Source organism: Citrobacter sp. wls757 (genome assembly GCF_005280935.1).
Lineage (GTDB): Bacteria > Pseudomonadota > Gammaproteobacteria > Enterobacterales > Enterobacteriaceae > Citrobacter > Citrobacter portucalensis.
On record NZ_SZWU01000076.1, the window covers coordinates 196445 to 207905 of the forward strand.

Consider the following 11461-nt stretch of genomic DNA (forward strand, 5'->3'; position numbering starts at 1 on the left):
ATGAACTGACGCCGGAAAATACAGTGGACGGGGATGGCGGTCAGAATACTGCAGCGGGTTCAGGTGATACAGGTGTTGATCTGACCGGAAGTGAAACAAACGGGGCCACGGGCCAGACGGGAGCAGAAGTGGCGCGGAAAGCGGTTTTTTTCCTGGGACCCTATCATCGTTATTCACGCGGTGATACGGCCTGTTTTGATGCTGAGTACGCAGAGAAACTGGTTGAACGCCATATTGCGGTATGGCCAGAAGATGCGGAAAAGGCGCTGAGTCCCCGCAAGGGAGCCGATGACCATGATACTGACATTGGATGATGTGAAAACCCAGCTCCGTCTGGAGCCGGATTTCACGGAGCATGACGACATGCTCACTAAAATGGTGGCGGCAGCGCAGAAGAGTATTGAGCGTGACTACTACTGCAAACTGGTGGGAAGCGATGACGAACTGCAGGCGCTGCCGGAAGGGGTACGCGGTTTTGTGGCGGATGAAGATATCCAGCTGGCCATGCAGTATCTGGTCGGGGATGCGTATCTGAATGGTTTCACTGGTCAGTGGCTGGAGACGGCTGCGGTCCGGCACCTTCTTTTCCCGTTGCAGGAGAACACGGTATGAGCCTGAAGCCGGAAGAAATGACCTGCCGTCTTTCGATTGGGTATATGCAATCCGGCCGGGGGCCGCTGGGTGAACATCTGCCGGAACAACTGGTCGCGACCGGGAAAGCCTGGGCGAAGCGCGAGCTGGTATCGGGCAGAAAGGTCCGCACACTGGATCAACAGCAGGTTGTTGAAACGTGTCTTTTTACCACTCATCCGAACCTGAATATTGATATCGACTGGAAAATAACGACGTCTGACCGGGTTTATATCGTTCGTAACGTCGAACGTCTTGCGGACCGCATCATCATCACAGGGGAGGCAAACGCACGTCATGATCGAGCTGGCATTAAAGACAGCACTTGAACGCCTGACCGGGCTGGATGTTTATCCTCTGCTCCTGCCTGATGAGCTGCAGGAGGGGATTACTTACCAGTGTATTTCCGATCCGGAGCTGTACGCCGGACTGTTGCGCACAGGTCTGATTGCGGGCCGCTTCCAGATAGCGATTCATCTGCTTAATGACTACACCCGCCTGTTACAGCTGGATAAGAAGATCAGCGCGGAATGGACCGCTATCGTGCATGGCCAGCTGGAGGGTTTTCCCGTGCAGAATGTGGTCCGGGGTGGAATACAGCAGAGTAAAACGGTACTGACCAGCGGCAATATTCAGTACCGGCTCGTGCGGGATTTTACCTTTCACTACCGGGACGCCTCACCATGATCACTATGGACGTAAAAGGGCTGGACGAGCTGGAGCGGCAGCTTACTGCGCTCGGTGAAAAGGTCGGCACGAAGGTGTTATGTGATGCAGGGCGTGAGGCGCTGAAAGTGGTGGAAGAAGACATGAAACAACATGCCGGCTTCGACGATGCGTCCTCTGCAGAGCATATGCGTGATTCCATCAAAATTCGTTCATCCACCCGGAAAGGTCGCGGAAATACGGTGGTCATCCTTCGGGTTGGCCCCAGCAAAAAGCATTACATGAAAGCGCTGGCCCAGGAGTTCGGTACGGTGAAACAGGTTGCCGATCCGTTCATCCGTCCGGCGCTGGATTACAACGTCCGGCAGGTTCTGCGCATTCTGACCGTAGAAATCCGCAATGGCATTCAGAACAGGTAGCAACCGCTGCCCACTATTTAAGAGAGAATCATTATGGCTGATGAAAATAACACGCCAAAATCATCCCCTGAGTACGCAATGCTTCCTGCCGGGACGGTGGTGAAGTTTGGGGAGGTTGGAGCCGCTGTAGCGGCGTTGAAACCGCTGATTAACTGCAAGGCGCTGGGCGCGACAGGTCAGACGGGAGGATTTGTCGACTGTACCACCCTGCTGGACAAGAGTAAGCAGTCGGTGTCAGACCTGCCCGAAGGGCCGGAGAAATCGCTGGGCTTCATTGACGACCCGGAAAACGAAGATTTCACTGCATTCCTCAATGCTGCGGAACAGCGTAAGACCGTTCAGTTTTATATTGAGCTGCCGAACAAACGAACGGCTTCAATGATCCTTGCGCTTTCAGGCTGGCAGATGAACGAAATCACAGCGCCTGCCAGTGAGGTTATCCAGATTACGGTGCAGGGTAAGCAAAATAACATTAAATGGGGGATTGCCGCCCCGGCGCCAGATGCCGGAGCGTAATCCGTTTCCCGTTACACACCGCCTCCGGGCGGTTTTTTTTCGTCTGAAAAACAGGATACACCATGTCTGAATTTAGCCTCTCCGCACTGAAAAATGCACTGCTCAAAACGAAATCCACGCCTACTGAAACTGAAATTTTAGGCACAAAGGTTTACCTGCGTCGGCTGACGGCGGCTGAGCTTATTGATCATGAAGATGCACTCATCGAGGCGCAGGCCTCTGGCAATGCCCGCATGGCGTCTGAGCTGAGCGTACAGATTGTTATCGACAGTCTGGTTCAACCTGACGGCTCGCCGATTAAAGCCAAAGACAAACCCACGGCGAAGGAGCTGCTGGCGGCACACGATAACGTTGTGCTTCTGGATGCCATCGACAAAGTGAAAAAGCACGCCATCGGTAAGCTGGAAATCGCCGAAAAAAACTGAGTGACTCGCCCTGGCTGGAGCTGATTTTCTGGCTGGCCGACCGCTGGGGCGAGCCTGACCCGTCAAAAATTGCGGCGCTTCCGGCTGACACGCTTTTCCACTGGCGTGCTTTCTTCCTCAAACAGGGCATTTTCAAAAAGCCTTCGCCAGAAGGTTCTGACAATAACCCGCCTCCTGTTAAATCCACCACCGCCGCTGTGAATCCGAGTCTGGATGCGCAGTGTGCGGCAGTCATGAAGGTATTAATGTAATGGGTGACGTTGCCTCTCTTGCCGTTGGGCTGCATCTGAATGCAGCGAACTTTAAATCGCAGCTGATGAGCGCCTACGGCAGCGCTGAGAGTCAGTCACGCCAGTTTAACCGCAATGCCCGGGCTGATGCGAAAAAGACGGAGGATGCCTATAAGCGTGTTTCTGCTTCGGTATCAGGGCTGGCTGGCAGGCTGGCAGGTTTTGCCGGGGCGGGGTTATCGCTGGGCACCATTATCAGCACCACGCGGCAGTACAGCCAGTCGTTGTCGGATTTGCAGGCTATCACCGGTGCCACCAGTGCGCAGATGAAACTGTACGATCAGGCGGCGCAGGAAATGGGCCGCTCAACGGAATACAGCGCATCACAGGCCGCCGAGGCCATTAAACTGATGGCTTCGGCAAAGCCTGAACTGCTGAGTACCTCTGCGGGGCTGACAGCGGCGACCAAAAGCGCGTTAACGCTGGCCCAGGCGGCAGGGACGACGCTTCCGGATGCCACCCGAACGCTGGCCCTGTCATTAAACCAGTTTGGGGCGGGAGCCAGTGAAGCGGACCGGTATATCAACGTGCTGGCTGCTGGCGCGAAATTTGGCTCATCGGAGATAGCCGATACTGCTGCCGCGATTAAAAATGGCGGGGTGGCAGCGGCACAGGCTGGCGTGGGTTTTGAAACCCTCAATGCCGCCATACAGGTACTGGCAGAGCGCGAAGTGAAAGGTGGCGAAGCCGGGACCGCGCTGCGTAACGTGATCCTGAATCTGGAGAAGGGAACCGATAAGACCCTGAAGCCTTCTGTTGTCGGGCTGAGCCAGGCGCTGGAGAACCTGGCGGGAAAAAACCTGTCAACCAGGCAGGCCGTGAAGCTGTTCGGGGTGGAAAACCTCAGCGCGGCATCTATCCTGGTTCAGAACCGCGAGAAGGTGGAGTCGCTGACTGCCGCCCTGACCGGTACGCAGACCGCGCATGAGCAGGCCGAAATCAGGGTAAATAACCTGAACGGCGATCTTCTCAGCCTGACTTCTGCTTTTGAAGGTCTGATTATTAAGGTAGGACAGAGCGGAAACGGCCCGCTGCGCAGTGGTGTTCAGACCGTTACCGATGCCATTAATGGCCTGACGGATAATTTTAATACGGTCGCCAACGTTGCTCTGTATACACTGATTCCTGTTCTGGCGACAAAACTGACGGCAGGTATCAGGGGGAACATCGGTGCCTGGGTTGAGCAGCAGCAGGCAGTCAGGGCCAGCGCGATGGCGCAGGCCGATATGGCGCGAAAAACGCTGGAAAGTACCGCCGCTACGCTGGCACAGAATAACGCAGAATTCGGGCGTTATCGGGAAATGGAGAAAAGCGCCAGACAATTTGGCCTTAACGTGAGTTACCAGAGCGAGTTTAACCGCTTAATCCGCCAGGAAACCGAGCAGACACTGCTTTCCACCCAGGCAAAGAGCCAGCTGAATGCTGCCAATAAACAGCTTTCAGTTTCAGCCCGCGCGGCCTCTGCAGCAGTAGGTATGGCCAGAGGGGCGCTGGCACTGGTGGGCGGTCCAGTGGGCGCAGCGATGCTGGCCGCTTCGGCGTTGCTCTATTTCCATAATCAGGCGAAAAATGCCCGTCAGTCAGCGATTGACCTGAAAAATGCTGTTGTTGAAACGAATGAAGAGCTAAAAAAACTGTCGCTTAACCAGCTCAACGTGAAGCAGTTGGACATTGATGAACAGTTTGAGAATCAGGTTATTCAGCGAAATAAACTGATTAAAGAAATTCAGGATGCGGAAAGCCGTATTGATGGATTGAGTGGCTTCGATCCGTTCGGACAACTTAAAGGCGTACAGAACGATAAAACCCGCTACAAAGGGGATCTGGATGCCGTTGAGCAGGGGTTAAAACTCCTCAAAGAACGGCAAAAAATTGTCAAAGAGGCCATAGAACAAGCTAAATCAGGGAAAACCGATCCCACACCGAAGCCGGATAAACCAGGGAATGAAACAGGGAGTGATAAACCTGATACCCCCTGGACCGGGGAAGGCGGGGATACTGGTAAGGGGCAAAAGTCGAAGGTTAACCAGTATGAGCAACTGCGGCGTGAAATCGAAGCGGCGCATGCCTCCAGTCTCGGACGTATCAACCTGCAGGAGCAAGAAAGCGCCAGAAAACTTCTTGAAGCCGCCCGCGCTGACGGAGCCAGCGAGGCTGATATTCAGAAGACTTTGCTGCTGAATGCTGAAAACTATCACAAACAGCGCCTCGAACTGGCAGAACAGTATGCGCCAGCCAGAGCAACTCTTACGAAAGAGCGTGAAACGAGCCAGGAGCTGAAGTCGCTCCTGAATGCCCGTATTCTGGATGAAAAGGAATACCAGACGGCCAGAATCACGCTGGCACAAAGTACGGCCCGCGAACTGTTACAGGCACAGGCAGCTGCAATGTCTGCCCCTCTGATTGATATCGCCGGGACGGTTGATCCGCTGGCAGAACTGCGCAATCAACTGGCCGAGCGTCAGTCACTGCTGCAGGCGTTTTACCAGAATGATGCGATCAACAAAGAGCAGTACGAACTGTTGAAGCAAAAGGCGGATAAAGATTCCGCTGATGCGCAGTACCAGACGGCGGTGGAGCTTTATAAGTCGCAGGGAAACCTGAGCAGCCTCGCCATTGGCCTGATGGAAACCACCCAGGAGCGAACCTCCAACATGCTGACCGGCATGCTGAATGGTACACAGACACTCCGGGACGGGATGATTGGGTTATTTTCCTCCCTGACACAGTCGGTGATTAAAAACCTTGTCGATATGGCAGCGCAGGCGCTGATTACCAACACCATCCTGAAATCCATCATGGGTATCGGCGGCAGTCTTTTTGGCGGCGCAGCCACCGCGAGCACCGGCACGGCCATCAGCAGTTTTGGTAGCAGTTTTAGTTTTAATGCGAAGGGCGGTGTTTATGACTCACCTTCATTAAGTGCCTACAGCAACGGCATCTATGACAGCCCGACCCTGTTTGCTTTTGCAAAGGGGGCTGGCGTGTTTGGTGAGGCTGGTCCGGAAGCCATTATGCCTCTGGCGAAAACGACTGACGGTACGCTGGGTGTCAGGGCGCTGGGTGACCCGGGTTCCTCTGGTGGTGGTATGAATGGGGGGATTGCTTATTCACCTGTGTATCACATTGCCATTCAGAATGACGGGCAAAACGGGGAGATAGGGCCGCAGGCATCGCAGATGCTGGTCAAAATGATCGATACGCGTGTCATGAGTATCCTGAGAACTCAGGGACGTGATGGTGGCATGCTGGCGGGAGGATAAGTGAAAACCTTTCATTGGGCACCCAGGGAGGGGATGCAGTCTTCTGTTTCCCCTTCGGTGACAACCATAAAATTTGGGGATGGCTATGAGCAACGTCGCCCGACCGGACTCAACCATCAGTTAATTAACTTCCAGCCTGTTTTCCGTATAACGTCGGACAATTCCCGCACCGCACTTGAAGCGTTTCTGGCCGAGCACGGAGGATATAAAGCCTTTCTGTGGCGACCGCCAAAATACAACCGCACGCTAAAAGTTGTCTGCCGGGAGTGGTTTGTTACGGACAACGTCACGTATTCCGATTTCAGCTGTAAATTTGAGCAGGTCATTGCTTAAGGATCCTTATGCAAGATATTCCTCAGAGCACCCTCAACGAAACCACGAAAACCGAACAGTCGGCCCGCATTGATTTGTGGGAAATCGACCTGACGGACTTTGGTGGCCAGCGTTACTATTTTTCAAATGAACTGAACGAGAAGGGCGAGCCGGTCACCTGGCAGGGCCGGAAGTATGACGTATATCCGATACAGGGAACCGGGTTCGACCTGGTAGGGAAAGGGACTACCGCCCGCCCGACGCTGGCGGTGTCGAACCTGTTTGGCATGGTTACGGGACTTGCGGCAGATATGCAGAGCCTCGTCGGGGCCACGGTGGTAAGGCATGTTGTGTACGCCCGTTTTCTCGATGCGGTGAACTTTACAGGCGGCAACCCGGAGGCCGATCCGGAACAGGAAGTAGTCAGCCGCTGGGTGATTGAACAACTGTCAGAGCTGAAAGCCACCACGGCGACCTTTGTGCTGGCCACGCCGACCGAAACGGACGGCAGCGTGTTTCCGGCGCGGATCATGCTGGCTGATGTCTGCAACTGGACCTACCGTTCTGAGGAGTGTGGGTATGCCGGGTCGCCTGTGGCGGATGAATTTGACAAACCCACGGCAGACCCGGCAAAAGATGCCTGCAGCAAATGCCGTACTGGCTGCGAGCTGCGTGATAACCTGCCGCGCATCGGCTGCTTCCTCTCGATTAACCGTCTTTCCTGATGGATACACCCATGAAAAAAACTATCCTGGCGCATGCCGCTGCGTGTGCACCGGCTGAATCGTGCGGCTGGGTGGTGAAGACGCCTGCCGGGGAGCGGTATTTTCCCTGCCAGAATCTTTCCGCTGAACCGACAATGTATTTCCGCATGGATCCGGCAGATTACCTTCAGGCGCAGGCGGTGGGAGATGTGGTGGCCCTGGTACACAGCCATCCCGATGGCCTGCCGTTTCTCAGCGATGTTGATCGCCGCCTGCAGGTGCAAAGTGGCCTGCCGTGGTGGCTGGTCTGCGATGACCGGATATACAAATTTCGCTGCGTGCCGTTCCTCACAGGGCGGGCTTTTGAGCATGGCGTGGCTGACTGTTACACCCTGTTCCGTGATGCGTACCATCTGGCCGGTATTGAGATGCCGGATTTTGCGCGGAAGGAGGACTGGTGGAAGCAGGGGGATAATCTGTATCTGGATAATCTGGAGGCGACCGGTTTTTACCGGGTGAATGCCACAGAGGCCCAGCCCGGAGACATTCTGATTTGTTGTTTTGGTTCATCGGTTGCCAACCCTGCTGCGATTTACTGCGGCGACGGCGAACTGTTGCACCATATTCCTGACCAGCTCAGTAAACGCGAGAGGTATACCGACAAATGGCAACGCCGCACACACTCCATATGGCGACACCGGGCATGGCACGAGTCTGCCTTCACGGGGATTTACAACGATTTGGCCGCCGCTTCAGCCTCAGTATAAAAACGGGGGCCGAGGCCATTTACGCGCTGGCCATGCAGGTTCCGGGGTTCCGGCAGAAAATGAATGATGGCTGGTATCAGATACGCATTGCAGGCCTGGATGTGAATGAAACCAGCCTGTCAGCCCGTCTGCACGAGCCGCTGCCAGACGGTGCCATTATTCATATTGTCCCACGCATGGCTGGGGCTAAATCCGGTGGTCTGTTCCAGGTGGTGCTGGGAGCAGTAGCAATAGCCGCGTCCTTTTTTACAGCAGGGGCTTCACTGGCAGCCTGGGGAGCAGCGTTATCTGCCGGTGCTATTTCGGCATCCTCGGTTCTGTTTTCTATGGGGGCGGCCATGATGCTGGGTGGTGTGGCGCAGATGCTGACGCCGCAGGCAAAAATCCCCTCGTCCCGGCAGACCGATAACGGCAAACAGAACACCTATTTTTCGTCGCTGGACAACATGATGGCGCAGGGTAATGCCCTGCCGGTGTTATACGGTGAAATGCTGGTCGGATCCCGCACGATCTCCCAGGAAATCAGCACACGGGATGAAGGCGGCGGGGGGCAGGTGGTGATCATCGGTCGCTGACTTACAGCAGCATATTTGTATTTACACAAAACCGCCTCCGGGCGGTTCTGTCGTTTCAGAGGGAACAGATTATGGGTAAGGGTGGTGGCAGCAGTAAAACACCGCATGAGGCTCCTGACGACCTGAAATCCAGTCAGATGCTGACGGTAGTTGATGCCATCTGCGAGGGGCCGATTGAAGGTCCTGTGGACGGGCTGAAGAGTGTCAGAATTAACAAAACGCCGGTCCTCGACAGCGACGGTAACGCGATGGTTCACGGTGTCACTGTGGTTTACCGCGTGGGGGAGGATGAGCAGACTGAGATGGAGGGGTTCGAAGACTCCGGTGCTGAAACCCTGCTGGGCGTGGAGGTGAAGAAGTCAGAGCCGGTGACCCGCACCATTACCACTAAAACGCTGGACCGTCTGCGCTTTACCTTTGGTGTGCAGTCGCTGGTCAGCACCAGTACCAAAGGCGACCGCAACCCGACCAGTGTACAGATGCTGATCCAGTTTCGCCGAGATGGCCAGTGGCAGGTGGAGCGGGATATCACCATTACGGGGAAAACGACTACGCAGTTTCTGGCATCCGTGGTGATTGATGATTTACCGCCCCGACCGTTTGAAGTCCGCATGCTGCGCCTCACTGATGACAGCACGACAGACCTGCTGCAGAACAAATCGGTGTGGTCGGGCTATACCGAAATCATCGATGTGAAACAACGTTACCCGAATACCGCTGCTATTGGCGTAAAAGTGGACGCGGAGCAGTTTGGCAGCCAGCAGGTGTCTCGTAACTACCACTTGCGTGGGCGCATTGTGCCGGTGCCGTCAAATTACGACCCGTTAACGCGGACTTATACGGGACTCTGGGACGGGACGTTTAAACCTGCCTGGACAGATAATCCGGCCTGGTGTGTGCTGGATATGCTGACTCACCCGCGCTATGGCATGGGAAGCCGCATTGCTGTTGCCGATGTCGATAAGTGGGCGCTGTATGCCATTGCACAGTACTGCGATCAGCCTGTTCCTGACGGTTTTGGCGGGACAGAGCCGCGTATCACCTGCAATGCGTATCTGACGGACCAGCGTAAAGCGTGGGACGTACTGGGGGACTTCTGTTCCCTGATGCGCTGCATGCCGGTCTGGAACGGCAGTACCCTGACGTTTGTGCAGGACCGGCCCGCCGATAAAGTCTGGACCTATACGCAGAGTAATGTGGTGATACCCGCTGACGGTGCGCCGTTCATCTACAGCTTCAGCGCACTGAAAGAGCGACACAATGCCGCCGAGGTCCGTTACACCGACCCGAACAACGGCTGGGAAACGTCCACCGAACTGGTGGAAAACGACGCTGCCATCCGGCGCTACGGTCGCAACGTTCTGAAGATGGATGCATTCGCCTGTACCAGCCGTGGGCAGGCGCACCGCGCCGGACTGTGGGCCATCACCACCGAATTGCTGGAAACGCAGACGGTGGATTTTTCCGTAGGGGCTGAGGGATTACGCCACGTTCCCGGCGATATCATTGAGGTCTGCGACAGTGATTATGCCGGTGTGACCGTGGGCGGACGCGTCCTGTCGGTCGACAGCCTTACGCGCACGCTCACGCTGGACCGTGAGGTGGAGATACTGGCAGGCGGCAATGTGGTGCTGAACCTGGTGGGCAGCGATGGCCAGCCTGTTACCGTGGCAGTTACCGCACATCCGGCTCCGGACCGCGTGACCGTCAGCCAGTTACCCGATGGCGTGGCGGCGTACAGCGTGTGGGGACTGAAACTGCCGGACCTGCGCCAGCGCCTGTTTCGCTGTGTGGCCATACGGGAAAACGATGATGGCACGTATGCCATTACCGCCGTGCAGCATGTTCCGGAGAAAGAAGTCATCGTGGATAACGGGGCGACGTTTGATCCGTTACCGGACACCGGTATCACGAATACGCCGCCTGCCGTGCAGCACCTGACCATAGATATTCTGGCAGAGGAGGGACAGTATCAGGCGCGGGCACGATGGGATACCCCGCGTGTGGTGAAGGGGGTGAGTTTTTCCCTGCGTCTGACGGTGAAAGCGGAAGATAACAGCGACCGCCTGGCCAGCAGCCTGACCCTGAGCGAAACGGAGCATACTTTCCGTAACCTGACGCCGGGGCGCTACACCCTGACGGTGCGGGCGGTGAACAGCCAGGGCCAGCAGGGCGATCCGGGCAGCACGGATTTCAGCATCGCTGCGCCGGCAGTACCGTCTTATGTTGAGCTGACTCCCGGCTATTTTCAGATAACCGCCACCCCGCGCCAGGCGGTATATGACCCCACGGTGCAGTATGAATTCTGGTTTACAGATACGCAGATTGCCGATACCCGCCAGGTGGAAACCGATGCGCGTTATCTCGGCACCGCGCTGTACTGGATTGCAGCAAACGCGAATATAAAACCCGGCAAGGATTATTACTTCTATATCCGGGCCGTGAACCAGGTCGGGAAATCGGCGTTCGTGGAGGCTAAAGGGCAGGCCAGCAACGATGCGGCGGGTTACCTGGATTTCTTCAAAGGGGAAATCACCGAAAGCCATCTGGGGAAAGAGCTGCTGGAGAAGGTGGAGCTGACGGAGGACAACGCCAGCCGGCTGGATGAGTTTTCGAAAGAATGGCAGGACGCGAACGGAAAATGGAATGCCATGTGGGGCGTGAAGATAGAGCAGACCGAAGACGGGAAGCACTATGTGGCTGGTCTTGGGCTGAGCATGGAAGACACGGAAGAAGGGAAGATAAGCCAGTTCCTGGTGGCAGCAAACCGTATCGCGTTTATCAATCCGGCGAATGGCAATGAAACTCCCGCCTTCGTGATGCAGGGTGACCAGATATTTATGAACGAGGTATTCCTCAAGTATCTGACGGCTCCCACTATCACCAGTGGCGGG

Annotated in this window: 13 protein-coding genes; all 13 read left to right on the plus strand. The window is 55.7% G+C overall.

Annotation, left to right across the window (positions count from 1 at the left end; genetic code table 11):
* On the plus strand, positions 1–314 hold a 314-nt coding region (locus FDW94_RS21475), incomplete at its 5' end, for a hypothetical protein (protein WP_249358664.1).
* Entirely contained in the window at positions 295–612 is a 318-nt protein-coding gene (locus tag FDW94_RS21480; RefSeq protein WP_003832371.1) for a head-tail connector protein, read from the plus strand. The genes FDW94_RS21475 and FDW94_RS21480, both read left to right, overlap by 20 nt.
* Positions 609–959 carry a head-tail adaptor protein gene (locus FDW94_RS21485; protein ID WP_061381145.1) on the plus strand — a complete coding sequence of 117 codons (351 nt, stop codon included), beginning with the start codon at positions 609–611 and terminating at the stop codon, positions 957–959. Before FDW94_RS21480 ends, FDW94_RS21485 begins: the two co-directional genes overlap by 4 nt.
* The gene (locus FDW94_RS21490) at positions 928–1317 is read left to right on the plus strand and encodes a hypothetical protein (RefSeq protein WP_042309009.1); all 390 of its coding nucleotides are present in this window, start codon (positions 928–930) and stop codon (positions 1315–1317) included. Before FDW94_RS21485 ends, FDW94_RS21490 begins: the two co-directional genes overlap by 32 nt.
* Positions 1314–1715 (plus strand): HK97-gp10 family putative phage morphogenesis protein, encoded by a 402-nt coding sequence (locus tag FDW94_RS21495; RefSeq protein ID WP_137378223.1) that lies wholly within the window; start codon positions 1314–1316, stop codon positions 1713–1715. Before FDW94_RS21490 ends, FDW94_RS21495 begins: the two co-directional genes overlap by 4 nt.
* A gap of 33 nt (positions 1716–1748) precedes the next feature.
* The gene (locus tag FDW94_RS21500) at positions 1749–2231 is read left to right on the plus strand and encodes a hypothetical protein (protein ID WP_003832379.1); all 483 of its coding nucleotides are present in this window, start codon (positions 1749–1751) and stop codon (positions 2229–2231) included.
* A 62-nt stretch (positions 2232–2293) separates the two neighbouring features.
* Complete coding sequence (locus FDW94_RS21505; RefSeq protein ID WP_137378224.1) at positions 2294–2656, plus strand: phage tail protein; 363 nt, start codon at positions 2294–2296, stop codon at positions 2654–2656.
* 250 nt (positions 2657–2906) lie between these two features.
* The gene (locus tag FDW94_RS21515; protein ID WP_137378225.1) at positions 2907–6209 is read left to right on the plus strand and encodes a phage tail tape measure protein; all 3303 of its coding nucleotides are present in this window, start codon (positions 2907–2909) and stop codon (positions 6207–6209) included.
* Complete coding sequence (locus tag FDW94_RS21520; RefSeq protein WP_137378226.1) at positions 6210–6542, plus strand: phage tail protein; 333 nt, start codon at positions 6210–6212, stop codon at positions 6540–6542. It abuts the gene before it with no gap.
* An 8-nt stretch (positions 6543–6550) separates the two neighbouring features.
* Positions 6551–7246, plus strand: coding sequence for a phage minor tail protein L (locus FDW94_RS21525; RefSeq protein ID WP_137378227.1), 696 nt, complete (start codon positions 6551–6553; stop codon positions 7244–7246).
* An 11-nt stretch (positions 7247–7257) separates the two neighbouring features.
* Positions 7258–7992: a C40 family peptidase gene (locus FDW94_RS21530; protein ID WP_137378228.1), complete on the plus strand. Its 735-nt coding sequence runs from the start codon at positions 7258–7260 to the stop codon at positions 7990–7992.
* Positions 7890–8567 (plus strand): tail assembly protein, encoded by a 678-nt coding sequence (locus FDW94_RS21535; protein WP_137378229.1) that lies wholly within the window; start codon positions 7890–7892, stop codon positions 8565–8567. Before FDW94_RS21530 ends, FDW94_RS21535 begins: the two co-directional genes overlap by 103 nt.
* Positions 8568–8638: 71 nt before the next feature.
* Positions 8639–11461: host specificity protein J (locus tag FDW94_RS21540; RefSeq protein ID WP_249358666.1), on the plus strand; the 2823-nt coding region annotated here is incomplete at its 3' end.

Coding starts and splice junctions, on each gene's coding strand:
- FDW94_RS21480 (WP_003832371.1), top strand. CDS start 295: ATGATACTGACATTGGATGATGTGAAAACCCAGCTCCGTCTGGAGCCG.
- FDW94_RS21485 (WP_061381145.1), top strand. CDS start 609: ATGAGCCTGAAGCCGGAAGAAATGACCTGCCGTCTTTCGATTGGGTAT.
- FDW94_RS21490 (WP_042309009.1), top strand. CDS start 928: ATGATCGAGCTGGCATTAAAGACAGCACTTGAACGCCTGACCGGGCTG.
- FDW94_RS21495 (WP_137378223.1), top strand. CDS start 1,314: ATGATCACTATGGACGTAAAAGGGCTGGACGAGCTGGAGCGGCAGCTT.
- FDW94_RS21500 (WP_003832379.1), top strand. CDS start 1,749: ATGGCTGATGAAAATAACACGCCAAAATCATCCCCTGAGTACGCAATG.
- FDW94_RS21505 (WP_137378224.1), top strand. CDS start 2,294: ATGTCTGAATTTAGCCTCTCCGCACTGAAAAATGCACTGCTCAAAACG.
- FDW94_RS21515 (WP_137378225.1), top strand. CDS start 2,907: ATGGGTGACGTTGCCTCTCTTGCCGTTGGGCTGCATCTGAATGCAGCG.
- FDW94_RS21525 (WP_137378227.1), top strand. CDS start 6,551: ATGCAAGATATTCCTCAGAGCACCCTCAACGAAACCACGAAAACCGAA.
- FDW94_RS21530 (WP_137378228.1), top strand. CDS start 7,258: ATGAAAAAAACTATCCTGGCGCATGCCGCTGCGTGTGCACCGGCTGAA.
- FDW94_RS21535 (WP_137378229.1), top strand. CDS start 7,890: ATGGCAACGCCGCACACACTCCATATGGCGACACCGGGCATGGCACGA.